This is a genomic window from Pedobacter gandavensis (genome assembly GCF_032677645.1).
GTDB lineage: Bacteria > Bacteroidota > Bacteroidia > Sphingobacteriales > Sphingobacteriaceae > Pedobacter > Pedobacter gandavensis_A.
This window is the reverse complement of the sequence record NZ_JAVTSB010000008.1, coordinates 336491-363383: the sequence shown is the minus strand read 5'-3', so window position 1 is coordinate 363383 and position 26893 is coordinate 336491. Positions and strand designations below refer to the sequence as shown.

Here is a 26893-nt window from a genome sequence, read left to right as displayed (position 1 = left end):
TTCTGGTGATTAAACCGCCAAAACAACCTCTGACATCCTTCTACTGCAATCTTTCAAATCTTCTTTAGTGTGTTTTTTATACTAAACCCTTCCTCCGAAGCGGGATGCAAAAGTAACAAAAATAACCCGCCCTGCAAACAATATTACCTTTATAATTGTATCCTATCCTTAACTGCATGAGCAGCAGTCCGTAAATCTTAGTTCAGACTTAGTTTGCAATATCTAAAGCGCCTTATCCAGCCTTTCCATTAGCAATCAGACTACGAAAGACCTCCTCCAAATTCATTCCCAAAGCTACCAGCGCGGGAGAAATCCAGTCGGGCAGCAGTCCCCGATGCTGTCTTTAGCTATACTATATATGTACAGGTCCCCTAAAATATTCCAGTTCCTATAAAATTACCCTGCTCTTCCTACAGAGAATCCGCTTCATTCTATCAAATATGATCTCCATCATTTCACAGCAGGCGGTCAAAGTAGAAATTTGGACTTTATTCATTTGAGATGATCATATATAAAACCTTCAGTTTTGATTCGGCACATTACTTACCAAATGTACCCGCTGGCCATAAATGCGGTGGTATGCATGGCCACACTTACAGCCTTAAAGTTTTCCTGACTGGTAGTCCGGGCATAGAAAGCGGCTGGATTTTAGATTACACCGATTTAAAAAACGGCATTCGTCCGGTTATCGACTTACTAGACCATAAATTACTGAATGAAATCCCCGGATTGGAAAACCCGACGGCCGAAATGCTCAGTTTATGGCTATGGGAGAAAATCAAGCCTATCTTTCCGGGCTTATGTAAAATAGAACTCAATGAAACGCCAGGGACGGGAGTGATTTATGAAGGATAGGTCCAATCGTACCATTGCCATCTGGCTATATTTCGGTGCATTTTGTATTATGGTTCAGATTTTATTGGGAGGAATCACCAGATTGAGTGGATCTGGTCTTTCTATTACCGAGTGGAAGCCGCTTATGGGTTTTCTTCCGCCATTAAATGAGCAGGAATGGCAGCATAGCTTTGCTAAATACCAAAAGATTGCCCAATTTCAACTGGTTAATGCGCATTTTTCGCTGGAAGATTATAAATCGATATTTTTCTGGGAGTGGCTTCATAGGAATTGGGCACGTTTTATCGGTCTTGCCTTTCTACTTCCATTTTTATATTTCCTGGTCAAAAGAAAAATAGCGCGGAAACTGATCTTACCTATTTTCTTTCTTTTCTTATTGGGCTTACTCCAGGCGGTGATTGGCTGGCTCATGGTGAAAAGCGGATTGAACGACACCGATATTAGTGTCAATCACCTCAGACTGGCCGTCCATTTTATTTCTGCCCTCCTATTATTAGCTTATACGCTATGGCTGGCCTTCAAATTGAGTTTAAATAATTTAAAAATGAGGCATCGGCTTCAGTTTTCGAGATTAAACACCAGTATATTGTTATTACTTTTTGTACAACTGATTTATGGCGCCTTCATGGCAGGGACACATGCTGCGCTTGCGGCTCCTACCTGGCCGGATATGAACGGATTAATTGCGCCGCCCAATATATCCGCACAACTTTTATCCCTACATCAGCTCACAGAAAACCTGTTGACCATCCAGTTTGTGCATCGTTTTCTGGCTTATACGATTTGCGTACTGATTATACTCCTTTATATCCGGACTTCTTCCTGGAAAATCAATCCGTATCTATCTTATATTCGCGTCATACCGATGCTATTGGTTCTGCTACAAATCATAACCGGTGTTACGGCAGTACTTCATAGTGTAAACGGAGATTATAAAACCTATGCTTTAATTCATCAGTTTATAGGCATGTTGTTAACCGTATCCCTATTACTCCTGCTCTTCCTCAATCAAAAGAAAACATAAGGTTTCAAAAAGCCTGACGCATCAGAAATTTCAAAAGATAAAATAAGAGCAGGCCACAAATGACAGGGACTAACCAAAGAGATTAACAAGTGCCTGGAATAAAAGGCCAAAAACAACCGTGATGACCAAATCATCCTCAAGGGCTAAAATCGCAACTGGAATTCTCTTTTGAAAATAACTGATCAAAAAAGAGAGAAAGAAAAGAGAGGAAGAAAGAAGGGCGGAGAGAAGCAAGAGAGAAAAACGGAAAGAAAGAAAAAAAGATAGCGAGAAAAAAAAAGAGCAGGAGAGAAAAACCAGCATCAAATAACGCCTGATTCTAAAAAACCGGATATAAAAAAATAGGGTGCCTTTTGGACACCCTATTTTTTTTATGATTAAAGAAGGATTAAGCTCCTAATTGTACACGTTTGAAAGCAACAACGGTTAGACCGGCAGCAGTATCATTTAAGAATTTACGAACGTCTTTAGAAGAATCTTTAACGAATTCCTGGTTTAATAAAGTACTGTCTTTGTAGAATTTGTTCAATTTACCAGCAGCAATTTTTTCTACCATTTCTTCAGGTTTACCTTCAGCACGGATTTGTTCTTTAGCAATTTCAGTTTCGCGTTCGATAGTAGTTGAATCAACATCAGCTTTATCTAAAGCAACCGGGTTCATTGCAGCGATTTGCATAGCTACATCTTTACCAGCTTCATCAGCACCATCAAATGCCTGGTTTAAAGCAACCAATACACCTAAACGGTAGTTACCGTGGATATAAGGAATAACTTTTTCACCTGAAACAGTTTCGAATTTAGAGATACCGATTTTTTCACCGATTTTACCAGTGCTTTCGATGATGATATCAGAAACTTTCTGACCATCGATTTCCAGAGATAAAAGTTCTTCTAAAGAAGCAGGGTTTTTATCAATAGCAAGGTCAGTGAATTTGTTAGCTAAAGCTACGAAATCAGCATTTTTAGCAACGAAGTCAGTTTCGCAGTTTAATTCAACAACAACACCACGTTTACCGTCTGCTGTAGCTTTTGCGATAACAACACCTTCATTAGAATCACGGTCCTGACGAGAAGCTGCTACTTTAGCACCTTTTTTACGTAAGTAATCAACCGCTGCTTCGAAATCACCGTTAGTTTCGATCAATGCTTTTTTGCAATCCATCATACCAGAACCGGTTTGTTGGCGTAATTTATTTACGTCTGCTGCAGAAATTTGTACTGTAGACATCTTATTTCTTTTTAAGTTTTTATTTAAAAAATTATGGGTTGTACGATGTATGTTGTAAGGAAAAACCTGCAACGTACAACATACAACCCATATTATATTATTTAAGCTTCTTCGCTAGTACCTTCTTCTTCAGTATCAGCATTAACTTTTTTTCTTCTTGCGCCAGGAGCAGCAGCTTCCGGAGCATCAGCAGCAGCTTTAGCAGCTACAGCTTCTTTTTCAGTTTCTTCGTCTTTTTCGCGTTTGCGCTCGTCTAAACCTTCTTCGATTGCTTTGATGATAACATCAGTAATTAAAGAGATAGATTTAGTAGCATCATCATTCGCTGGGATTGGGAAATCGATGTTAGAAGGATCAGAGTTAGTATCAACCATTGCGAAAGTTGGAATGTTCAATTTCAACGCTTCGCTTACAGCGATATGTTCTTTTTTAACGTCAATTAAGAAGATAGCAGCTGGTAAACGGTTTAGATCCGCGATACCACCTAATAAGCTTTCTAATTTAATACGCTCACGTTGGATCATTAAACGTTCTTTCTTAGAAAGGATCGAGTAAGTTCCGTCTTTAGTCATCTTGTCGATGTTAGACATCTTTTTGATCGACTTGCGAACAGTAGCAAAGTTGGTTAACATACCACCTAACCAACGTTCAGTTACGAAAGGCATGTTTACTTTTTTTGCTTGATCAGCAACGATTTCTTTAGCCTGTTTCTTAGTAGCTACGAAAAGAATCTTACGACCAGATTTAACGATCTGTTTGATTGCTGAAGCAGCTTCTTCAGTTTTGGTTAAAGTTTTATTTAAATCTATAATGTGGATTCCATTGCGCTCCATGAAAATGTAAGGCGCCATTTTTGGGTTCCATTTACGGGTAAGGTGACCGAAGTGTACACCTGCATCCAATAAGTCTTGATATGTAGTTCTTGCCATTGTGTTTGTCTCCTTAAGATTAACGTTTACTGAATTGGAATTTCTTACGTGCTTTCTTACGTCCTGGTTTCTTACGTTCAACCATACGTCTATCACGGGTCATTAACCCTTTAGCGCGTAATGCTGGTTTTTTCTCAGCATCCAATTCCACAATAGCCTTAGCGATAGCTAAACGAACTGCTTCTGCCTGACCTTTGATACCACCACCAGCTACATTCACTTTAACATCATATGCGCCAGTCAATTCAGTAACTTCGAATGATTGGTTGATGATGTATTGTAAAGGTAATGTTGGGAAATATTCTTTATGGTCTTTACCGTTTACGGTAATTGTGCCGTTGCCTTCTTTTAAATAGATGCGCGCAACAGCAGTTTTTCTTCTTCCTGAAGTATTAGTAACTGACATTTCTTTCTTCCTTTAATTAAAGTGTAATGGTTTTTGGTGATTGTGCTGCATGAGGATGTTCTGCACCTGCATAAACAAAAAGGTTGGTGTATAATTTTGCACCAAGTTTTGTTTTAGGTAACATACCACGTACTGCTTTCTCGATAACACGCTTAGGGTGTTTCGCCATTAACTCCTTCGGAGAGATGAAACGCTGACCACCTGGGTAACCAGTGTAAGAAATATAGCGTTTGTCGCTGAATTTATTTCCTGTCAATTTAACCTTTTCCGCATTGATAACGATAACGTTATCTCCGCAGTCTACGTGTGGGGTATACTCAGGCTTGTTTTTACCACGGATGATCATAGCGATCTTCGATGACAAGCGCCCCAAAATCTCGCCTTGTGCGTCAACAACAACCCACTGTTTGTTAACAGTTTTTGCATTGGCAGAGACAGTTTTGTAACTTAACGTATTCACTTGCTTGTATTTAATTTGTTAAACAATTATTTATTCTCCCTAAGATTTAGGGACTGCAAAGATAGACAGAATTATTTAAATACCAAACAGTTGGGGAAAGATAGTTTGTTTATTTAATCCGGCCGGAAAAACATAACCGCAGCAAAGTAAGAGATACCTAGCCCGGGGCCATTAGAAACGGCCTGATCCCCTTCAAAAATAAATATCAACAAAAATAAATACCGGGCATTTGATCATGAAGCGATTTATGGTTGATGAAAATGCACAGTGGTTTGGCGGTAGTCGGAAAGAGCGTTTATTTGCGAGAGGGTTGACTAAACTATTGGAAAGGGTCTGGATAGTAAAAGGTATACCAAACTATGAGCAACCTATGCTGACCCCTTTCCATACCCTATCTGAAGATGCCACTCTTCCCGACCACTACCCGACCACAACCAGCCCTTTTTATACCTTTTTTACAAAATTTTTAGCTTTATAATATTTCAGACAGCAAATCAGTTGCAGCAGGATGCAGAGCGAAAAGAAAGCGGTTGGCAACAGATAGCCCCAGACATTGGCAAAATATTGATGTTCTATCGCAGATTGTACGATATGTAGACAACCCAGTGTCAGGTATGCCCAAAAACCAAGACAGCAAAGTCCTAAACCGGCATGAATTAAATTAAATCGCCCTTCTTCCTGTATCTTTTTGATCACAAAAGCATTAAAAATCACCAGGATAAGGACTCCTGCAATGAACAGCAAATTATCTCCGGTTACGTAGAGCAACAGGTAGACCATGGCCAGGAAAATATTTAAATAAGACAGGCGCTTCAACATTTACACTAAAATACAACATCTCTTTTCAAAATCCAGCCCTTCCCTGCTCAAAATTGCCCACCTTCCTCCTCAAAAACCGCAGCGTTCCGGCTCCAACCTGAAGAAGAAACAAACTATTCGGCACCGTCTTTGTTAACTATCTGACGAAAATAAACAATTAAAGAACACATTGATTGTACCCTATCCGTGAGGAGAAGCGATACGACCAGTGGATCACAAATCAAAAACTACATTTATGAAAAAGGAAACTAAAATAATTGCAGGAATACTAGCTGGAGCTGCGCTTGGTGCTGCCATCGCGTTAATTATTTCATCAGATAAAGATGGAGAAATGAAAGACAAAGTATCAGACTGGTTTTGTGACCTGTTAGATTCATCAAAAGAAAAACTGGTAGATGCAGCTGGTCAGGTAAAAGACACCATTGCTAAAGTTAGAGCTTAAGGAAATTAATGAAAATCGCATTTCATGGGGCGGCACGTACCGTTACAGGCAGTAAACATCTGGTTACTTTAAAGAATAACACTCAAATTTTATTGGACTGCGGACTATTTCAGGGCCTTGGTGATCTGACGGAAGGATTCAATGAATCTTTTGGTTTCGACCCGGCACGGGTTAGCTATCTCGTCTTGTCTCATGCCCATATTGACCATTGCGGTTTATTGCCACGATTGGTTTCGGAGGGATTCCGGGGAAACATTTACTGTACCCCTGCAACCAAAGACCTCTGTCGGATTTTGTTACTGGACTCTGCAAAGATTCAGACACAGGATGCGGAATATGCGAATAAGAAACGGAAGGAAGGTGAGCCTGCTGAAATGCCATTATATACCGAAAAAGATGTGCTGCAAACCCTGGAACAGTTTAAAGTAGTTCCTTACAATCAGGATTTTCAAATTGATCCCAATGTGACCTTAAACTTTACAGATGCAGGTCATATTGTGGGCAGTGCCGCGATACATTTGAAAATCAATGAAGATGGAAAAGCGACAAACCTGACCTTCAGTGGTGATGTGGGTAGGTATGGGGATTTGTTATTGAAAAGCCCTCAGTCCTTCCCACAGGCAGATTATGTCATTATTGAATCTACTTACGGCGACTCCCTTCATCAGGATGTTGCGCCAATGGAAGATACTTTAAGAGAAATTATTGAGCAGACTTGTCTGGTTAGAAAGGGAAAAGTGATTATTCCTGCCTTTAGTGTTGGCCGTACCCAGGAATTACTTTACGCACTAAACACGATGGAGCTGAAAGGGCAATTGCCTGATGTGCAATATTACGTAGACAGTCCACTGTCGTTACAGGCTACAGAAGTACTGAGAAATCACCCTGAAGTCTATAATAACGGTGTCAAAGAAGTGATGAAAGTAGACCGTGACATCTTCGGATTTAAAGGTTTAAAATTCATTGAAAGCGTGGAAGAGTCGAAGGCCCTGAATGGAGATTCGCGTCCTTGTGTGATCATTTCGTCTTCCGGCATGGCCGAGGGAGGCCGCGTAAGACACCATATCCGCAATAACATCAGTGATCAGAAGAACACGATTTTGATGGTTGGTTATGCGGAACCAAGATCTTTAGCCGGCAAATTATTGGCTGGACAAAAGCAGGTTTGGTTGTTTGGTCAGGATTATGAGGTTGTTGCCGACATCCGTTCTATCAAATCGATGAGTGCGCATGGCGATTATGAAGATTTGCTGCAATTTTTATCCGGACAGAACCCTGCTTTAGTAAAACAGGTTTTTCTGGTTCATGGAGAATACAAAGTGCAACAGGTATTTGCGCAGCATTTGAAAGATAAAGGCTTCCAAAATGTGCTTATTCCGGAACAGCATCAGCAATTTGAGGTCTAACCCTTAAAGGTTTTTTTATCTTTGCAGGATGGACGTTTTTGGTGAAGCCTTAAAAGATCAGTTTAGAAAACCACCTGCAGAAACCCTGTGGGTACATAATTCTTACGATGAGCCGGAAGAGATGCCGGTTGATATTTATTTTAGAGATGAAGCAGAAATGCCTGAGCTTGAACTTAAAGCGATGGAACTCTGCAAAGGGAAAGTATTGGATGTTGGTGCAGGAGTAGGCAGTCATGCCCTGGTGCTTCAAAACCGCGGCTTCGATATCACTGGTATGGACATCTCCGCCCCTGCGGTAGAGATCATGAAAGAACGTGGATTAAAGCAGGCCATTGAAGGAAATATCCTGACTTATAAAGACCAAAAATACGACACCCTGCTTTTCATGATGAACGGAATTGGCCTTACCGGTTCGATTTCCGGATTGAAATCATTTTTAAAACAGGTTAAAAACTTATTGAATCCCGGCGGACAATTGATCTTCGATAGTTCCGACCTATCCTACCTTTATCAGGAAATTCCTTTTCCTAGTCATGGGTACTTTGGAGAAGTGAGTTTCAGGTACGAATACAAAGGATTAAAAGGAAATTGGTTCAAATGGGTGTATGTAGATCAAAAAACACTGATCGAAATTGCCAAAGCCAGCGGATGGGAACCAGAAATTATTTTCGAAGACGGACAGGATCAGTACCTGGCCAGACTTTCGCTAAAAGCATAACAACACAGCATTTATAAAAAAGGGGCGTATCATGATCAACATGATACGCCCCTTTTTAGTTTATCTGGCCGATTAGGCTTTTTCTTCCCAGATCGCAGCGATATTAATAATTGTTTCTACTGCTTTTTCCATATCCTGAACCGAAGCCCATTCTTGTTTACCATGGAATGCGTGTTCGCCGGCAAATATATTAGGACAAGGTAAGCCCATAAAAGAAAGACGTGAACCATCTGTTCCACCTCTGATGCTTTGTCTTTTTGGTTTGATACCTGCTCTTTCAATCGCTTCAACTCCATAAGCGATTACCTGAGGATACTCATCCAACACCTTTTTCATATTGCGGTATTGTTCTGTGATTTTCAACTCATAAGTAGAGTTTGGAAAATCTTCGATGATATTTCTTACGGTTGCATCCAGCATTTCGCCATTTGCTTCCAGTTGCTCATCATCAAAAGCGCGTAAGATAAAACGTGCTTCCGCTTGTTCTACATTTCCGCTGATGGTTACCGGGTGAATAAACCCTTCTTTTCCTTCGGTAGATTCCGGAGAAAGACAGTCTGAAGGCAATGAGCTGATCACATCTGCTAAGATTTTGATGGCACTTTCCATCTTATCTTTTGCAAAACCAGGGTGCGTACTTACCCCTTTGATGGTCAATACTGCGCCATCTGCGGAGAAAGTCTCATCTTCGATAGAACCTAAAGTTTCTCCATCTACAGTATAAGCAAAGTCAGCGCCTAATTTTTTCAGGTCAGCATGATCTACGCCTCTGCCGATTTCCTCATCAGGTGTAAATAAAATCTTTATCGTACCGTGTTTGTAGGTTGGATTTTGCATTAAGAAAGCTGCTGCTTCCATAATTTCCGCCAAACCGGCTTTATTATCAGCACCAAGCAAAGTTGTTCCGCTGGCGGTGAAGATGTCATTACCAATCTGGTGTTTCAGATCCGGGTGTTCCGACATTTTCAATACGATGCTATGGTCATCAGGAAGGACAAGGTCCTCGCCCTGGTAATTGGCATGAATAATTGGCTTAACATTCGTTCCGCTACAGTCCGGAGAAGTGTCCATATGTGAGCAAAAACAGATCACAGGCACCGTCTTCTCTGTATTAGAATGGATGGTTGCATATACATATCCGAAATCATCAAGATGGGCATCAGTGATTCCCATTTCTAATAATTCCTCCACAAGAACCTTCCCTAAGTTCTTTTGCTTCTCTGTAGAAGGCACCGTGGTTGACGTTGGGTCAGATTGCGTATCGATTTGCACGTATTTAGCAAATCGGTTTTGAAGGGAATTGTTTTTATTTTGATAATTTAGCATAGTCTTAAAAAAAACAAAGCTAAATAATTTGAAAGCAATTATCACTGGATGCCTGTCACTTCTATCTTTTATTCATGCGAAATCTCAGTCCAATTTCTATAAAATCAGTGCCGGTGGTGGTTTTGGGGTTACCCAATCTTTTACTGATGTCAAAAAACATGACTTTGGTCTGGCAGGGCATGGCGTGCTGGATTACTATTTCACCCCTTTTATCAGTGTCGGACTAGAGGGCCAGATGGGGGAAATCAATGGTGGAGACGCGAGAAATGATCCTTATGGCCGACAGTTTATCAATTCTTATAAAGCGATTAACCTGAATACAAAATTCGCCTTGGGATCAATGATTGATTATAACCCGGGAAGTTTTGCCAATAGCATCAAGGGATTGTACTTCGGTACCGGCCTTGGCGTAGTAATGAACTCGGTTAGCAATGTGCGCAAAAGCACGCTGGAACAGGAGAAACCATTTCCCGGCAAAAATGAATCGAAAGATATGCTCGTTCCTATCAACCTGGGGATTAACTTTTATTTCGCAGACCGCTCCGGTTATACACGATACCTACTCAACTTCAATTACCAGACTAACCTTACGATGGGAGAAGGCCTGGATGGCTACGACGACTCTTCTATAAAATTCAAAACCGGTAATCCTGATATTTATACTCATTTCTCTGTTGGCTTACGGTACCAGTTTGGAAGTATCGGACTTACCGATAAAACTATATTTTAACCTTCCTGTAAATGAAACCTTTCCTCCCTGCGCTATTTCTTTGTACTGCACTGAATGGCTTTGCGCAACAAACTCCCTACGAAAAAAGTGGGAAGACTGCCACGGCTACTTATGCGGAAGCCATCCAACATTATCAGACTTTGTCGGAAAACTATCCGCAAGCCAGATTGCTGGATTATGGACTGACCGATTTTGGCAAACCTTTACAGCTACTGGTACTATCAAAAGATAAAGTGTTTGATCCTGTTACCCTCCGGAAAAGCAACAAAAGAATATTACTCATCAATAATGGCATCCATCCGGGAGAACCCGAAGGCATTGATGCGAGTATGATGCTGGCCAGAGACCTCCTTCAAAAGAAACAATTGCCGGAAAATGTAGTCATTTGCATCATTCCGATTTATAATATAGACGGTTCCTTTAACCGCAGCGGAACGTCCAGAGCAAATCAGGATGGCCCTGTGGCTTATGGATTCAGGGGCAATAGCAAGAATTACGACCTGAACCGTGATTTCATCAAAACAGATTCCCGCAACTCCGCAGCTTTTCAACAGATTTTCAATATCTGGCAACCGGAGATCTTTGTGGACACCCATACCAGTAATGGTGCCGACTATTCCTATACCATGACGCTTATTCCTACGCATAAGGATAAACTGCAACCTGGCTTGTCGGCTTATATGACCGGGCAAATGATTCCGGCCCTATATGATCAGATGAAAAGTAAGGGCTATGAAATGACACCTTATGTGAATGCGGTCGCAGAAACACCAGATCAGGGCATCACCGGTTTTCTGGAATCCCCGCGTTATTCTACGGGATACACCGCCTTGCACAATACCATCGGCTTTATGCCGGAAACACATATGCTCAAAGCTTACGATAAAAGAGTAGATGCCACTTATAAATTATTGCAGACCTATATTGAGCTGGTTCAAAAAGATGCACAGCTCATTGGGGAAAATAAGAAAAAGGCAGATGCGGCCGTTTCCCTGCAACAGGAATTTCCGCTGATCTGGACATTAGACCAAACAAAGGAAAGTCCGATTGTGTTTAAAGGCTATACTGCCAAATACAAACCCAGTGAAGTAAGCGGCTTACCCAGATTATACTATGACAGAACAGCCCCTTATACCAAAGAAATCAAATACTGGAATACATTTGCCCCTTCTTTAACCGTGCAAAAGCCAATTGCTTATATCATTCCTCAGGCCTGGACTAAAGTGATCGACTTGTTAAAGCTGAACCAGGTGAAAGTACAGCAACTGGCAGAAGACACCACTATTCCGGTAGAAATGTATCAGATTGGCGATTATAAAACCGCAACCCGTCCTTATGAAGGTCATTATATCCACAGTGCGGTGCAGGTAAATCCGATACCGCAAAAACTGCTTTTCTACAAAGGTGATTATGTGGTGTATGTGAACCAGCCCGTGAACCGTTATATTGTGGAAACCCTGGAACCGCAAGCCATGGATTCATTTTTCAACTGGAATTTCTTTGACTCCATCCTTGGGATGAAAGAACATTTTTCTGCCTATGTATTTGAAGATACCGCAGCAGAATTATTGAAAAAAGACCCGGCCTTGAAAGCGAAGCTGGCACAGGAAATTGCGGCAAAACCCGAATTATCAAAAAATGCGGAGGCACAACTCGACTTTATCTATAAAAATTCCGTTTATTACGAGAAAACTCATCTGCGATACCCTATCGGGCGATTGCGGGAAGCACAACAATTAAATTTAAACTAATAATGGACTACCTTACCCAGACCCCCGTTGCCTCGATCATCTTTCTTTTCACGATCGTTACCAGTATTTATGCTTTTAATGATCCCGGACTGTTTGGGAAGTTCATGTTACACCCTTACAGTGTATCCAGAAAACAGAAAATTTATACGCTAATTACCAGTGGCCTGATCCATGCGGATTGGATGCACCTGATTTTTAACATGATGACTTTTTACTTCTTTGCCTTCCGACTGGAAGCCATGATTGGTTCCTGGCAATTTGGTTTACTGTACTTTTTAGGATTGATATTGAGTGATATCCCTTCGGTGATTAAGCACAAAGACGATATGTGGTACAATAGCCTTGGTGCTTCGGGTGCCATTAGTGCGGTACTATTCAGCTTTATCTTATTTGATCCGATGTCTAAGATGATCATCTTCCCACTGCCAATTCCAATCTGGGCCTGGTTGTTTGGCTTGTTATATTTAGCGTATTGCTGGCAGATGTCTAAAAGATCACAGGATAACATCAACCATGATGCCCACCTTTACGGTGCATTAACAGGAATGATCGTTACCGTTCTTTTAGTTCCGGGGATCATTCCTCATTTTATCAGCCGCCTTATTGCGTAACAGGCAAGCAAGCCGGTTCGAAATAACTCATCGGCTTAGTTGGGTCTTTAATAATTTCAAATAACGTATGTCCCCATGGCTTCCAGAACTCCTGTAAGACCTGGGCATACGTTTTATGTTGCCAATGATCAAATAAAGCTTTATTTATCGTTCCTCTTAGTGGCATCGCATCAATATAAACCGTTCCTTCTACCGGCATAATGGTATATTCTGGCAATCTGTTGAACAGGTATGCAGAATAATAGAAACGCGCAGAAAGTTCTTCAAATTGTTCAGCAGAAAGAGGTTTAGTGCCAATTTGCGTTAAAATCTCCTCATGATACATCTTGTTTGTTCCATTGTCTTGCAGGCAGGCAATGATCCCGAAATCTTTCAGTTTTAAAGAGAAAGTTAAGGTATTGATCTCATCTCTAAAGCTGAAATTGGTTTCTTTATCTTCCAAAGGCACCACTACAATAGACCATGGGGTAAAATTCTCATACACCATAGGTCTGTAAATGCTTTGTAGCATGGTATTCAGGTTACCGAATTTGTGCATCAGTCCCTGCGACATATTTATCCCGTCGGCACTGATCTGTTGTAAACCTACGGCAGCATTCATTTCAATATAAATAAAGCCATACATAAACTTCCCGATCCATTGGAACAGTTCTTCTTCTGATAAAGCGGAAACTCCGGCATATCCTTCAGCGAAAGCCGCAGCGATTTTATCTTCCAGTGGCTGGATAAATTGGGTATTTACTTCGGTACTACAAGGCACCTTTAAGGTATTGTATGCACGTATACTCTCATCTAAAAGCTTAATTTGCTCTTCTCCGGTCAGGTTGCCAGCTTTTAACAGCCAATCCGGTAATATATTGATTTCCTCCACCGGAGCATCAAAATTGTCACCACTCAGGAAGCAGTTTTTAAACTTAAAATCGAAGTTTTTGAAGGGCTGATATATCGTGCTTTTCATACTAGCTGCAATATTAGGTATATTATTTTTACATTCGTAACCGTGCTGATTTTTTAACTTTGATATTACTATAAACACCGATTTATGTCCATTCAGGCCGCCTATACCTCCTACCAGCTGGAATTAAAGCATGCATTTACCATTGCTAAATTTTCGAGAACCAGCACTCCGCTGATCCTTCTGAAACTGCGTTATGAAAATGAAGAAGGTTATGGAGAAGCCTCTATGGTTCCTTATCTGGGAGAAAGTGTCGCTACAGCAACCGCCTTTCTGGCCAGGGTAGATTGGAATCGCTTTGTATTCCCCTTCAATTTTGAGGAAGTGATTGCTTATCTGGATCACCTTGATCCGGGTAATACGGCTATAAAAGCGGCTATAGATATTGCCTTGAATGATTTAAACGGGAAGCTTTTACAAAAAGCCTGTTATGAAATTTATGGTGCTGATCCTTCAAAAATGCCCCTTGCTTCTTATACCATTGGCATTGATACACCGGAGGTGATTAAAGAAAAAGTATTGGACGCTAAAGATTTTAGTATTCTGAAGGTGAAGTTGGGTCGCGACAATGATAAGGCGCTGATTGAAACCATCAGAACGCTGACAGATGTACCCTTATATATCGATGCTAATCAGGGCTGGAACGATAAAAAACAGGCCATTGACATGATTTACTGGTTGCATGATCAAGGTGCGGTATTGATTGAGCAGCCGATGGACAAAGCAGACCTGGAGGGCAATGCCTGGTTAACCGGGCGCAGTCCGATTCCCATTCTCGCGGATGAAGCGGTACAGCGATTAAGCGATATGGATGGATTGCGGGGAGCTTACCATGGCATCAACATCAAGCTGATGAAAAGTGCGGGTATGTACGAAGCTTCTTTGATGATCAAAAAGGCGCGTTCTTTTGGTATGAAAGTATTGATTGGTTGTATGAGTGAGACTTCTTGTGCTACTCAGGCGGGAATGGCATTAGCCCCACTGTGTGATTGGGCTGATTTGGATGGTCCCTGGCTAACCAGGAACAATCCTTTTGATGCCCCGCAAATCGTTGCGGGGAGATATCAGTTAAAAAATCTACCTGGATTGGGATTAGAAGGAATTAACCCTTCAATTCTGCTTCCTTTTTCTTCAATGTAGCACGCATCTCTTTCATCAGTTGCAGCTTTACATATAAGAAGAAGATACCAGTGGCTGCAAAAAGCGCCATGGCAAGGTATTGTTTGTTATTGAAACCCCAGGTTCCACCGAAGATGGAGATGATCAGACCCAGGTTATAAAATACGTTTAATGCTATTTTTTTTCCCATGATTTAGTAAACAGGCATATTAGGATCGAAAGCCTCTTTCCAGGCAACGATACCACCTTTAAGGTTGTATAAATTAGTTAATCCATTCATTGCTTCTAATTGCATTACTGCAGCAGCACTTCTTTTACCACTTCTGCATTGAATGATTACAGGTTTATCTGTAGCAATCTGATCTACTTCAATTAAGATGCCACCTAAAGGGATGTTCAAACCACCAAGATTCGAAGTTTCGTATTCGAAAGTTTCCCTTACATCAATCAGTTGGAAGTCTTCTTTATTGTCGATCTTTTCTTTTAGTTCCTGAACGGTAATTTCCTTTATCATATTTTTAGCTTTTTTCAAAGATAAGCAATGCTCAAAATATTCAGGTTAAAAAAACCACAAAATCACATTCAAATGAATATAATGAGATCATTGACAGTAAATTACTGTAACAACCAGGTTAGTCGGGCGTTTAATACACAGTCTTTACTAACTTTGGATTTTATATCATGAATTCTATATCTCGTTTCTTCTGGTTTTGCTCGGGGGCGCATCTTTCCACACTCGAGAAACACCCAACTGAGCACAACAAATACCTGGGAATTGGGGCTACCATTTTCTTTACCGGTTTGTTTGCCGCCCTCTCTGGTGGTTATGCCATGTACTTCGTTTTTAAAGGTGATACTGCTGCTGTACTTTTCGCTATATTTTTTGGACTGATCTGGGGATTGGCCATCTTTAATATGGACCGTTATATTGTGGGGAGTATCAACAAAAACGGCAGTACCAGCAAGCAATTTTTACAGGCTACACCGCGGATTTTACTGGCCATTATGATTGGTATGGTGATCTCCCGTCCACTGGAATTGAAAATATTTGATAAAGAGATTAAAGAAAGGCTGAAAGTCAGTTACCTGAACAACCAGCGTTCTAAGATCGATACCCTAAATGCTTCCTTTGGGAATAAGTATAAGATTGAAATCGGCAAGCTTAATGAAGCCAAAGCGGAGCGTGATTCCTTATCCAGCGCGATTAAGGAAGATCGTCAGAAGTTAAACTTCGAGATCTTCGGTAATAAGACTTTAGAAACTTCCGGCGTAATGGGCTATGGCCCCTATGCGAAACGTAAAGAAGCGGAGCTGAAACAACGGGAGCAAAATCTGGATACGCTAACCGCGGATGTCAGGGCCCTGGAGAAATTTGTAGACGGAAGAAAACAATTTGATGGCATGATGACCGAGAAGCTCTATACCAGCAAAGAGTTGGACAGCCTTAGTAATCTTGCCGGTTTTGCCGATAGAAACTGGGCTTTAGGGCAATTGAGTTTTAATACGGATGGAACCCGGGATGTGAATACCTCCCTTGCAGTTACTTTCATTGGCCTTCTTTTTATCTTCTTTGAGTGTTTACCGGTATTTGTGAAACTGATGAGCGATAGCGGTCCGTATGACCACGCGATAAAGAACCTGGAAGAGACGCAGATTCATGAGTCCGACATGGATAAAGCCTACGAGATTGCCGTTATCGATGGCATTCAGGAAACGCGTATTGAGACAGAAATTGAACGTAGAAAGCGACAGCTGACCCATCCTCCGCGAGCGCTAAATGATCCCCCCGTCCAAGGACACCATTAGTCCGGCAGCTAACCTAATGAACCCATAAAAAAACAATTATATTCTGATGAAAAAAACACTTTACACCCTATTAGTAGTATTCCTCGCGCAGCAAGCTTTTGCCCAGGACATAGATAAAATCATTACCAGACCTTATGTAGAGCGCCTGATTAAAACACTGAGCAGCGACGAGATGGAAGGCCGGGCTACTTACTCTCCCGGTATTGATAAAGCGGCAAACTTTATTGCTGCTGAATTCAAAAGTATTGGCTTGAAACCCCTTGAAGGGACAGGTTTCCGACAAACATTTACCAAGCAGAAGTTAAAACCGCTGAGTACCAAGGTAAGTATTGATGGTAAAGAGATCCCTGCGGAAAACATTCTTGTTTTTGGTAACACTGCCGAAAATCAGGTATTCGACCAAAGTAACAGCGCTGGCTGGATCAAATTTAATCCGGAAAAACCTTTCAATACCCAGCTTAGGGCCTTAAGCAAAGAACATAAAAAGCAATTGGTTTTAGTAGATCCGAAATTTGCTGATGCTTTCAAAAGAATCCGCGAGTATTTATCGGCCGGTGCAGATCTTGATGCGAAGAATGCCGATAACGGCAGTACTGCTTACGTATTGGTACTGGGTGTTGATACGGTAGTCTCTGATTTTAAAGTTGATTTGAAGAACAAGCTGGAAACCCTGACTTTGTTTAATGTGGCAGGTATGATCCCTGGAAAATCAAAAGCCAAAGAACTGGTGGTGTTTTCCGGTCATTACGACCATTTAGGAATTATCAAATCCGGAGATACCGATAGCATTGCCAATGGTGCGGATGATGATGCTTCGGGAACTACTGCGGTCATCGCCCTTGCGAAATATTACAAAAAACTAAATAACAACGAGCGTACCTTGATATTTGTGGCCTTTACTGCGGAAGAGATTGGTGGTTTCGGCGCGAAACATTTCTCAGAAAAACTAAATCCTGATGAGGTGGTTGCGATGTTCAACATTGAGATGATTGGTAAAGACAGCAAGTTTGGTAAGAACACTGCTTTTATCACCGGGTTCGACAAATCAGACTTTGGCAAGATCTTACAGAAAAACCTGGAGGGTACAGAATTTAAGTTCCATCCGGACCCATATCCACAACAAAACCTGTTTTACAGAAGCGACAATGCGACACTAGCGGCATTGGGCGTTCCTGCACATACCATCAGTACCGACCAGATCGACAGTGATAAATTTTACCATACGGTAAAAGATGAATTTGAGACCCTGGATGTGGACAATATTTTATCGACTATTAAAGGGATTGCCAAAAGTGCGAACAGCATTATTAAAGGCACAGATACCCCTACCAGAATCCCCAAATTGAGTAATTAACAATAGATCTTTTTTATGACCTTCCTCAAACCTAACAAACTATCCTTTCTAGCCGCTGCTGCATTATCGGTCACGATGACCCTTGGATTAACCTTCCCTGCACATGCGCAAAAACCAGAAACCCTTTTAATCCGCAGTCCGGCAGCAAGTGCCAATAATTTAGCCTTCGTTTATGGTGGCGACATCTGGATTTCCGACAAAAACGGTGGCAATCCAAGACGCCTGACGGTAAATCCGGCAGTGGAGCAAAATCCGATGTTTTCTCCGGATGGGAAACAGATTGCCTTTACCGGAAATTATGATGGCAACACGGATGTGTATGTGATCCCAATTGAAGGTGGCGACCCGAAGCGGGTTACTTTTCACCCATCGGCAGATGTGCTGAGGGGCTGGCTGGGCAATAATCAGTTGTATTTTACTTCTACCAGAGACTTTCAGTTTGCTTTAAGTCCGAGGTTACACCAGATCAATCTTGATGGCAGCGGAGAAAAAGCCTTAGCTATGCCGGAAGCCGTTCAGGGAAGTCCTTCTGCTGATCAAAGATATTGGGCTTATATTAAAAACACAGACCCTACGGAGCGTTCCAATGTAGCGTTTAAGCGTTACCGTGGTGGTGGTATGCCGCAAATCTGGATTTTTGATACCCAGACTAAAAATATCGAAGTGATTCCAGGTGTAGGTTCCAACAATGTGAAGCCACAATGGATGGGCGATAAAGTATATTTCTTATCCGACAGGGATCTGACGATGAATTTATTCAGCTATGATGTGAAGAATAAGAAAACGGAGAAGCTGACGAATTTCAAGGATTACGATATTAAAACGCTGACTGTTGGTCCGGGCGTTGTTGTTTTTGAACAGGCTGGTAAAGCACATATCTTAGAAACCGCAAATAATAAAGAGCGCAGTGTGGCGATCAGTATTCAGGCAGATGCGCCTTACAAAAGGCCGCATTATGTGGATATGGCTGCTGACATCCGCAATTCGGAGATCTCCCCTACCGGAGTCAGGGCTTTATTTGAAAGTCGCGGGGAAATCTATTCTGTCCCTAAAGAAAAAGGCGATGCGAGAAACTTATCGAACTCACCAGGCAGCTATGAGAAATTCCCGGCATGGTCGCCGGATGGGAAATATATCTCTTACCTGTCGGATAAGAACGGTAGTTACCAATTGGTACTTCTGAATCAGGCGACAAAAGAGGCTCCGATTTATATCCCACTAGGGAAAACAGCATTTTACTACCAGCCGGTATGGTCGCCGGATAGTAAGAAACTTTACTATGGCGATGCCCACTTAAATTTATTTTATATCGACATCAATACCCGCAAGCCAATATTGGTGAAAGCGGATACCCAGAGTTCTTCAGCTGGCCGGTCATTTAGTGCGCTACAGCCTACCTGGTCTCCGGATTCTAAATGGATTTCTTATGTGGCTACTTTACCAAATGCGGTAAGTGCAGCCTATTTATACAATCTGGATACGGAAAGCCATACCCAGGTAACTGATGGCATGAGCGATGTTAATGGTCCGAGTTTCAGTAGAGATGGGAAATATTTATTCTTCCTGGCGAGTACTGATGTCGGTTTAACCAATAGCGGATTACACATGTCTGCTTACCAGCGTCCGGTAAATTACAATGCTTATGCCTTGATTCTTTCTAAGAAAACACCTTCCCTATATAAAACGGAAAGTGATGAAGAGGTGATTAAAGCTGAGGATAGTCCGAAGAAAAAAGAAGAAGCCTCTAAAAAAGAGGATTCAAAAAAGGACAAAAAAGATAAGAAAGGAAAAGAAGAAGAAAAGCCAGCTACTCCTGCGGCAAAGAAAACCATTGAGGTTGATCTTGCTGATTTGAGCGGCCGTATTATTTCGCTTCCTATTCCTGCCGGCGGACTTCAAGGTATTGATGGTAGCGTAGATGGACAGGTGCTTTATTTTAGAAATGGCGAACTAGGTTCCCTGGATTTAAAGAAAATGGAGACCAGCACTTTGATTACCGGTCTTTCCAGTATGAGTGTGAGTGCAGATGGAAAATCTATGCTTTACGGTTCCAGAGGAAATTATTATATCGTTGATGCGGGTAAAAAACCAGGTAGCTCAGAAAGTGGCAAGCTGAAACTGGAGGGCATCAAAGTATTGGTAGACCCTACCGCAGAGTGGAAGCAGATGTTTGATGAGGTCTGGAGCATGGAGAAAGACTTTTTCTATGTAGAAAACATGCATGGTGCGGATTGGCCAGCCATGAAAGTGAAGTATGAGAAATTCCTTCCTTATGTAAACCACCGTTCTGATCTTTCTTATGTTTTCAATGAAATGATGGGCGAGATGGTTGTTGGACACAACTACATTTCCCCTGGTGATGAGCCGGGTAGTCCTTCGGTTTCTGTTGGGATGTTGGGTGCAGATTATGAAATCAACAATGGTTTATATCAGATCAAAAAGATTTTCACGCGTTTAGATTGGAATCCAAGCTTTAAGGCACCATTGGCAGAACCTGGATTAAACATCAAAGAAGGTGATTACATTGTAGCTGTGGACGGTGTTCCGTTGACCTCAAAAACTTCTATTTACAGCCTTTTTGATTTCAAGGTAGGTAAGCAGGTTGCGATAAAAGTGAACAGCAAACCGAGTTTAGATGGCGCCAGAGAAGTGGTAGTGGTTCCGGTTGGTGTTGGACCAGAGTTCGAATTGAGAAAGATGGACTGGGTAGAAAACAACCGTAAGCGCGTTGATAAGTTAAGTGATGGCAAAATCGCTTATGTGTATATGCCGAATACAGGCCCTGATGGCTATTCTTATTTCAACAGGTATTATTTCTCCCAGATGGATAAAAAAGCTTTGTTGCTGGACGAAAGAAACAATGGCGGTGGATGGGTTGCAGATTATGTGATCGATTTATTGAGTCGTGAGTTGATGAGTTACTGGGGCATCAGAGATGGGAAAAGTTTCACTACGCCAGGCAACGGTATTTTTGGTCCGAAAGCCATGTTGATGAATGAGAACGCAGGTTCTGGTGGTGATATGATGCCTTATATGTTTAAGAAAAAAGGTCTGGGTAAATTAGTTGGTCGTACTACGATGGGAATCCTCGTCGGGATCAGCGGTTATCCAAGGTTGCTGGATGGTGGAAGCATCACCTCCCCTAACTTCGGTGTGTATGATACTGATGGGAAGTGGATCATCGAGAATGAAGGTGTGGCACCGGATATTTTCGTAGAGCAGACGCCTAAAGATTTACTGGAAGGCAGAGATCCGCAGCTGGATCGCACGATTAAAGTGTTACAAGACGAAATGAAGACTTATAAATATCCGAATGTAGCGAAACCTAAAGACCCGATACGCGGTCAGTAAGGTTGTAAAATACAACAGCTCCTGAGCTGGAAATTCAATGCCCCCAAATATTTGGGGGCATTTTTTTTTATTATAACTTTTCGCTGATGAACAGCCAGGCGTTATTGAAATCAAAGGTGACAAAGCCATCATTGATCACTACAAAATCTCCGTTTTCTTCTTGTTTCAGGTTACTGGTTTCGAAGTAAGAAAGCACTTCAATGTGGAAGACACTTCCTTTTGGTTTCCATACCGAGAATCCTGATTTTATCGCATACGCTTTTTCCGTTGCGGTGAATACCACGATATTGATTTCATCGATATAACTTCCCAGTTCTCTGAGGGCAGTTTTGGTATCGATCACATTGACTGCCGAATATTTCTCTTTGATCAGGTAATCGAGTACTGCATCCAGTGGTTCTCCTTTTGCAGGAATCACTTTCGTGTTTTCCTGAGAAAACTCCTGGTCCACAGGATTCACTACGATGTCTACTTTTAACCCAAGGCTAATCATTTTCTCATAAAGCGCCGCATTGACGATTAATGTAGGGCTCCACTCCAATAGCTGGCCCAGATATTCCTCATTAAACTCACCCAGATCATGAATATATAATGCTGGTTCTTGTTTTTCTCTAACGATGTGATGTGATGACATAAAGCAAATATATTGTAAATACCCATAAAACAAAGGAAGGCCGGTAAATACCGGCCTTCCTTAATTATTTAATACGATTGTTGTGACTATTCCGGGTTTTGAACCAGTTTAGGGTTAACCGTTAATTCATTCTGAGGAATGTAATAAATCACACGTGGAGAAGTGTAAGGAATCTCCTGAGTAATTTGTCCAGAAGGTAAGTGTGTACCTGGATAGTCTCTAACCATGGTACGTTTGTTTCTGAACACATCGAATTTACGTTGTGCTTCGAAAGCAAATTCTAATCTTCTTTCGTCTAGTACTACATCTAATACATTGGTATATCCCATCATGTTTGAAGCAGAAAACAATTCATTATTTTCTAATCCCGCACGTTCTCTGATGATGTTTACATCATCTAAAGCGGCACCGATGTTACCTCTTACAGCAGAAACTTCAGCTCTGATCAGGTACATTTCTGCAAGACGCAAAATCACTGGAGAACTTAAGGTTTCTACCTTATCCTGGTAAGAATACTTCATCACATAGTAAATCGGATATCCGTTACGGTTGGCTACAATCGGATTACCATTAGCATCGTACTTTATGTTTCCATTTTTATCTTTTTCGTAATTGACACGAACAAAAGCACGACGCAAATCGTTAGGGAATTTATTCAGCAGTTTTCTATAGCTTTCAGAAGCATACATCTCGCCGTAACCCATACCACCAGAAGTAAAGTACATTGATCCGATAGAATCATCGCCACGGTCATCCTTCAATTCATGTTTAATGGCAAAAATTGTTTCCTGAGATGTCTCCGGAGCTGCCCTATAGTAACCTTCAAGGTTTGCGGAACCAACCAAAGCATATCTTTTTGATTTAATCACTTCATCTGCGTATTTATAAGCGTTGTCATAATCGCCCATGTACAGGTATACTCTACTTAAAAGCGCCATTGCCACTTCTTTTGAGGCGAAGATATTAGATTTAGTACTACCCATTAAGTCAATCGATCTTAACAAATCTGAAACGACTAAAGCATAAACGTCTTTCACTTTTGAACGTGCACTCAACTGCTTCACATCGCTGTTTGTTTTGATCACGATCCCTAAAGATTCGCCATTATCGTCTGTATACGGGCGACCGAAGAACTTCACCAAATCAAAATGGATCATTCCTCTCAGGAAATAGTTTTCACCAAGCAATTGATTCATGGTTTTGTTATCACTTTCAGTAACTCTTTCAATCACCACATTGGCACCATAAATTGCCTGGTAGCCTTTGCGCCAAATCTGCTCTGTATTGCCCTGGTTTTTCAGGTGACGGTAATTGTAGGCATAGAATAAGGCATCCGTAGTGGTACCACTTAAGGATACGTTATCACTGGCATACTCAGAAAGCATGTGTAAATTACGTGTGTAATAAGAGTCTTTGATATAGTTATAAGTACCGATAGTTGCTGCCGATAGCCCTTCTTCCGTATTTACAATCTGCTCCGTGGTTAAAGCATTATAGGGCTTTAAATCCAGGTCATCTTTGCAGGATGAAGCAGTCAGTGTCAATAATACTGCTACAGCCAATTTATATTTTTTAATCATCATTGTTCTGTTTAAAATAATTATTAGAAAGTAACATTTACACCAAATAACACCTTCTTACTGATCGGGTATTTAGTACCACTTACACCAACAGAATTACTACCTTCTGAAACCAATGAAACTTCAGGATCCATTCCAGAGAATTTGGTTAGGGTCAATAAGTTGTCACCACTCACAAAGAAGCGAACGTTAGACATCTTTAATTTTTCTGTCAGTTTATCAGATAGCGTATACCCTAAGGTTACGTTACGTAATCTGATGTAAGAACCATCTTCCAGGTATCTTGAACTTGGTTTATTGGAGTTTCTATTTCCATTTGCTACTGCTTTTGGGTGTGTAGCGATATCACCTGGTTGCTCCCAACGGCTCCATCCACTTTTCAGGATCATGCTGTTGTATTGCGGATATGCACCATCAGCATCAAAAAGCTCACGTGCAGAATTATACACAGTACCTCCTGAAACAAAGTTGAAGAAAGCATTCAGCGTAAAGTTTTTGTAAGAGAACTCATTCCCGATACCACCGATAAAATCAGGTGTTGAAGCGCCTACATATTGTCTGTCTGCGTTATCGAAATTGTTTGTCGTTACTCTGGATTCTACCCCATTAGCATCTGTCTTGGTCATGTACCATAGTGGATCTCCATTCTTTGGATCTACACCGGCCCACTCTTCCATATACCATGAATTCAGGTCGCGGCCAACATCTACCCTTTGGTATCCTCTATCGATAGACTGATCTTTGTAAAGGCTCAATACTTTGTTTTTGTTGATACCGATATTGAATGAGGTACTCCATTTGAATTCACCAGTAAGGTTTTTAGTATTCAATTCAATGTCAATACCTCTGTTTCTTACGGATCCGATATTCTCTGTAGAATAGTAGAAACCAGATTCTGAAGCCAATGGCACATCAAGAATTAAGTCTTTATTGGTACGTTGGTAAGCATCAATACTCAAGTCGATTCTGTTGAATAAACCGATATCAATACCTGCATTGATCGTTGTAGGCGTTTCCCAGGTTAAGTTAGGGTTTGGCAAACTACGCGGGAAAGCTCCCGGAACACCACCGTATTGTACGTTGGCCAGGTAAAGATCCAAATGGGCATAATCGCCACCTGGTGTATTTCCTGTTACCCCATAACTACCACGTAATTTTAAGGTATTGATGATTTTAGATTCGAAGAAACTTTCATTAGCAATGTTCCATCCAGCTCCAAAAGAGTAGAATAAACCATATCTGCTATTGGCACCGAATTTTGAAGATCCATCATTTCTCATGGATACGGTTGCAAAATAACGGTTATCATAGTTATAGTCTCCCATGAATAACTCCGAAACGAATCTGCTCATTGATCTGTTACCTGAAAGGCCTTTTGCAATTGCAGTAGCATCCATTGAGCTTAGATCAGGAAGGATTCCTGTTCCGGTACCTGTAAGGCCATCCACATAGTTCTGCTGAAATTCAAATCCGGCAATACCCGATAGGTTATGTTTACCGAATGAATGTGCCGCATTGAACAAGTTAGAGGTAATGAAAGAGTTGGTATAACCGTAACCATTGTACAATTCACCTCTATTTCCTTTTCCTGCTGGTGTACGTGGATCAATTAATCTTTCTGCACGTGAATTGGTTACTGTATAACGGTTAGAGGTTGCAAAATTCAACCAATCCGTGATTTTGTATTCCAGTTTAACATCTGCCGTCAGGTTTTGTCCGCGGGAGTTATCTCTGTTATATTCACTTACATACAAGAAATTGCTTTTATCTCTACCATACCATTGAGAATTGGCATCCACATATTTTGGGGTACCATCAGCATTATATGGGTTATCCCATGGCATGTTGGTATAAGACTGATCTAAAGCACCACTTGGATCATTGTTTGTTTTCGTGAAACCAGCGTTAAGTCTGGCCGTTACTTTAAAACGATCGTTGATTTTATGCTCCAGATTGGTACGGAAGTTAAAGCTTTTATAGTCTGTATTTACTAAAGTACCTTGCTCATCATAATAGTTGGCTCCAACATAAAACTTCGTTTTTTCGTCACCACCAGAAATACTTAATGCCTGATTGTTGGTAATTCCTTGTCTGAAAGCTAAATCTCTCCAGTCTGTATTACCTGGTTCTACCGGCATAAAGCGTCCTAAATAACCAGGAACGTTTAATGGCAGATCCTTTTCTGTCAGGAAGTCATCAATCTGTTGTGGCGTTGGATTAGGAATCGTTTTCTGCAATTCTTTGATGAATGCTGCACGTTTCCCGGTATAGTCATTGGTATACATGTACGCACTATAATCGCGTAACTGTTGTCCGTCCATCACTTTAAAGTTTCCTTCTGAAGCCGTGTTCAGGCCAAAAGCGCCACTATAATCGATTTTCGTTTTACCCGCTTTACCTTGTTTGGTCGTGATTACGATGACACCATTTGCTGCTCTTGAACCATAAAGTCCTGTTGCTGCCGCATCTTTAAGGATACTTACCGATTCGATATCACGAGGATTTGCAGTTCCACCAATCACACCATCTACTACCATTAAAGGTTCAGATCCTGAGCTTAATGTACCTGTACCACGAATACGAATACTTGATGATGCACCAGGTTGTCCGGAAGGAACACTTACGTTTACGCCGGAAGCTTTACCCTGTAACATTGCAGAAGTACTATTGCTGGTTACATCCAATAATTTCTTTGCAGAAACTGTGGACACAGAACTCACCAATTGTGATTTGTTTTTGGTTACATAACCAACTACAACCACTTCATCCATTAAGTTTTGGGTTGGTTTCATGCTGATTTTGAATGGACCTTTTCCTGCAGCGCTGATCTCCTGAGGATCGTAACCCAGGTAAGAGAACTGAAGAATGCCATTGTCATCCACTTTGACACTGAATTTACCATCATTATCTGTCATCGTACCACCGCTGGTGTTTTTGATTTTTACAGATACACCTGGTAAAGGCAGTCCGGTTTCGTCAACCACCGTTCCGGTTTTGACGCTGGTCGTCTGACTCATCCCTGTAAACACAGATAGTGCCACCAGGATTAAAGTCATTACAGATTTCCTGAAGTAAGGAATCCAATTAAATAAGTTGTAATTCTTGGTCATGAATTATTCTGATTAAATGAGTTAGTTGTCTGATTTGCCCAACTTTGACGGCAGGCATTTTTGAGAGTCGAAAGTTAGAGACTAAAAAGACCATGCCTCCGACAGAAAGCTCATTAAATTCACGCAAACGTTTGATATTTACTTAGGAATGGTTTTTATTTGGGAAGTGATTTTCAAATATTTAAAACAAAAATTTGCCTTTATCTTAAAAAGGCGCAATTAAGTGTTTCTATTCCCTGGAAAAACAGCGCAAATTCGCTTAATACCTCCAATTAACTG

General features: G+C 41.2%; 24 protein-coding genes. 12 read left to right on the top strand and 12 right to left on the bottom strand.

Features of this window, described 5'->3' with window-relative positions:
• Positions 1 to 501: 501 nt before the first annotated feature.
• Both queD and R2Q66_RS15540 read left to right on the top strand, forming a co-directional pair.
• The gene (gene queD / locus R2Q66_RS15545) at positions 502 to 855 is read left to right on the top strand and encodes a 6-carboxytetrahydropterin synthase QueD (protein WP_316750573.1); all 354 of its coding nucleotides are present in this window, start codon (positions 502 to 504) and stop codon (positions 853 to 855) included.
• The gene (locus tag R2Q66_RS15540) at positions 845 to 1879 is read left to right on the top strand and encodes a COX15/CtaA family protein (protein WP_316750571.1); all 1035 of its coding nucleotides are present in this window, start codon (positions 845 to 847) and stop codon (positions 1877 to 1879) included. The genes queD and R2Q66_RS15540 overlap by 11 nt, the downstream gene beginning before the upstream one ends.
• 388 nt (positions 1880 to 2267) lie before the next feature.
• Here the strand turns inward: R2Q66_RS15540 and tsf are convergent, their stop codons facing one another.
• From tsf to R2Q66_RS15515, 5 genes are all read right to left on the bottom strand, one after another.
• Positions 2268 to 3107 carry a translation elongation factor Ts gene (gene tsf / locus R2Q66_RS15535; protein ID WP_316750569.1) on the bottom strand — a complete coding sequence of 280 codons (840 nt, stop codon included), beginning with the start codon at positions 3105 to 3107 and terminating at the stop codon, positions 2268 to 2270.
• 101 nt (positions 3108 to 3208) lie between these two features.
• A complete protein-coding gene (gene rpsB / locus R2Q66_RS15530; protein WP_062550776.1) occupies positions 3209 to 4036 on the bottom strand; it encodes a 30S ribosomal protein S2 in 828 nt (275 codons plus the stop codon).
• A 19-nt stretch (positions 4037 to 4055) separates the two neighbouring features.
• On the bottom strand, positions 4056 to 4442 hold the full coding sequence (rpsI, locus tag R2Q66_RS15525; protein WP_316750568.1) for a 30S ribosomal protein S9: 387 nt from the start codon (positions 4440 to 4442) through the stop codon (positions 4056 to 4058).
• Between the two features lie 16 nt (positions 4443 to 4458).
• On the bottom strand, positions 4459 to 4902 hold the full coding sequence (rplM, locus tag R2Q66_RS15520; protein WP_316750566.1) for a 50S ribosomal protein L13: 444 nt from the start codon (positions 4900 to 4902) through the stop codon (positions 4459 to 4461).
• 444 nt (positions 4903 to 5346) lie between these two features.
• The gene (locus tag R2Q66_RS15515) at positions 5347 to 5721 is read right to left on the bottom strand and encodes a hypothetical protein (RefSeq protein ID WP_316750564.1); all 375 of its coding nucleotides are present in this window, start codon (positions 5719 to 5721) and stop codon (positions 5347 to 5349) included.
• Positions 5722 to 5956: 235 nt separating this feature from the next.
• On the opposite strand from R2Q66_RS15515, the gene R2Q66_RS15510 reads away from it, so the two are divergent.
• From R2Q66_RS15510 to R2Q66_RS15500, 3 genes are read left to right on the top strand one after another with little or no spacing between them, the layout of a single operon-like run.
• Positions 5957 to 6163, top strand: coding sequence for a YtxH domain-containing protein (locus R2Q66_RS15510; protein WP_182958541.1), 207 nt, complete (start codon positions 5957 to 5959; stop codon positions 6161 to 6163).
• A gap of 8 nt (positions 6164 to 6171) precedes the next feature.
• Positions 6172 to 7569, top strand: a complete 1398-nt coding sequence (locus R2Q66_RS15505) for an MBL fold metallo-hydrolase (protein ID WP_316750561.1) — start codon at positions 6172 to 6174, stop codon at positions 7567 to 7569.
• Positions 7570 to 7597: 28 nt separating this feature from the next.
• Positions 7598 to 8287, top strand: coding sequence for a class I SAM-dependent methyltransferase (locus tag R2Q66_RS15500; protein WP_316750558.1), 690 nt, complete (start codon positions 7598 to 7600; stop codon positions 8285 to 8287).
• A gap of 72 nt (positions 8288 to 8359) precedes the next feature.
• Here R2Q66_RS15500 and pepT read toward each other — a convergent pair whose 3' ends face one another.
• The gene (gene pepT / locus R2Q66_RS15495; protein WP_316750556.1) at positions 8360 to 9613 is read right to left on the bottom strand and encodes a peptidase T; all 1254 of its coding nucleotides are present in this window, start codon (positions 9611 to 9613) and stop codon (positions 8360 to 8362) included.
• Between the two features lie 28 nt (positions 9614 to 9641).
• Between pepT and R2Q66_RS15490 the strand changes: the two genes are divergently transcribed.
• The 3 genes from R2Q66_RS15490 to R2Q66_RS15480 are packed head-to-tail and all read left to right on the top strand — an operon-like array spanning position 9642 to position 12705.
• Positions 9642 to 10343: a hypothetical protein gene (locus tag R2Q66_RS15490; protein ID WP_316750553.1), complete on the top strand. Its 702-nt coding sequence runs from the start codon at positions 9642 to 9644 to the stop codon at positions 10341 to 10343.
• Between the two features lie 11 nt (positions 10344 to 10354).
• Positions 10355 to 12094, top strand: a complete 1740-nt coding sequence (locus tag R2Q66_RS15485; protein ID WP_316750551.1) for a M14 family metallopeptidase — start codon at positions 10355 to 10357, stop codon at positions 12092 to 12094.
• A gap of 2 nt (positions 12095 to 12096) precedes the next feature.
• Positions 12097 to 12705, top strand: a complete 609-nt coding sequence (locus R2Q66_RS15480) for a rhomboid family intramembrane serine protease (protein ID WP_316750549.1) — start codon at positions 12097 to 12099, stop codon at positions 12703 to 12705.
• Here the strand turns inward: R2Q66_RS15480 and R2Q66_RS15475 are convergent.
• On the bottom strand, positions 12695 to 13663 hold the full coding sequence (locus R2Q66_RS15475) for a hypothetical protein (RefSeq protein ID WP_316750547.1): 969 nt from the start codon (positions 13661 to 13663) through the stop codon (positions 12695 to 12697). The genes R2Q66_RS15480 and R2Q66_RS15475 overlap by 11 nt on opposite strands.
• Before the next feature lie 84 nt (positions 13664 to 13747).
• Here R2Q66_RS15475 and R2Q66_RS15470 point away from each other — a divergent pair, with 84 nt between their 5' ends.
• Positions 13748 to 14800 (top strand): dipeptide epimerase, encoded by a 1053-nt coding sequence (locus R2Q66_RS15470; RefSeq protein WP_316750545.1) that lies wholly within the window; start codon positions 13748 to 13750, stop codon positions 14798 to 14800.
• Here R2Q66_RS15470 and R2Q66_RS15465 read toward each other — a convergent pair.
• Together R2Q66_RS15465 and R2Q66_RS15460 are read right to left on the bottom strand one after the other, a co-directional pair.
• The gene (locus tag R2Q66_RS15465) at positions 14763 to 14969 is read right to left on the bottom strand and encodes a DUF6358 family protein (protein WP_265843057.1); all 207 of its coding nucleotides are present in this window, start codon (positions 14967 to 14969) and stop codon (positions 14763 to 14765) included. The two genes, R2Q66_RS15470 and R2Q66_RS15465, sit on opposite strands and share 38 nt — an antisense overlap.
• A 3-nt stretch (positions 14970 to 14972) precedes the next feature.
• Positions 14973 to 15290 carry a rhodanese-like domain-containing protein gene (locus R2Q66_RS15460; RefSeq protein WP_316750587.1) on the bottom strand — a complete coding sequence of 106 codons (318 nt, stop codon included), beginning with the start codon at positions 15288 to 15290 and terminating at the stop codon, positions 14973 to 14975.
• A 170-nt stretch (positions 15291 to 15460) separates the two neighbouring features.
• Here R2Q66_RS15460 and R2Q66_RS15455 point away from each other — a divergent pair, with 170 nt between their 5' ends.
• The 3 genes from R2Q66_RS15455 to R2Q66_RS15445 are packed head-to-tail and all read left to right on the top strand — an operon-like array spanning position 15461 to position 21290.
• Entirely contained in the window at positions 15461 to 16585 is a 1125-nt protein-coding gene (locus R2Q66_RS15455; RefSeq protein WP_316750540.1) for a DUF4407 domain-containing protein, read from the top strand.
• A gap of 46 nt (positions 16586 to 16631) precedes the next feature.
• Positions 16632 to 17939: a M20/M25/M40 family metallo-hydrolase gene (locus tag R2Q66_RS15450; RefSeq protein WP_316750538.1), complete on the top strand. Its 1308-nt coding sequence runs from the start codon at positions 16632 to 16634 to the stop codon at positions 17937 to 17939.
• 15 nt (positions 17940 to 17954) lie between these two features.
• A complete protein-coding gene (locus R2Q66_RS15445) occupies positions 17955 to 21290 on the top strand; it encodes a PDZ domain-containing protein (protein ID WP_316750536.1) in 3336 nt (1111 codons plus the stop codon).
• Positions 21291 to 21360: 70 nt separating this feature from the next.
• Here R2Q66_RS15445 and R2Q66_RS15440 read toward each other — a convergent pair whose 3' ends face one another.
• From R2Q66_RS15440 to R2Q66_RS15430, 3 genes are all read right to left on the bottom strand, one after another.
• The gene (locus R2Q66_RS15440; RefSeq protein WP_316750534.1) at positions 21361 to 21924 is read right to left on the bottom strand and encodes a thiamine pyrophosphokinase; all 564 of its coding nucleotides are present in this window, start codon (positions 21922 to 21924) and stop codon (positions 21361 to 21363) included.
• Positions 21925 to 22010: 86 nt separating this feature from the next.
• Positions 22011 to 23507, bottom strand: a complete 1497-nt coding sequence (locus R2Q66_RS15435; RefSeq protein WP_316750531.1) for a RagB/SusD family nutrient uptake outer membrane protein — start codon at positions 23505 to 23507, stop codon at positions 22011 to 22013.
• Positions 23508 to 23527: 20 nt separating this feature from the next.
• Positions 23528 to 26614, bottom strand: coding sequence for a TonB-dependent receptor (locus tag R2Q66_RS15430; RefSeq protein ID WP_316750529.1), 3087 nt, complete (start codon positions 26612 to 26614; stop codon positions 23528 to 23530).
• Positions 26615 to 26893 lie beyond the last annotated feature (279 nt).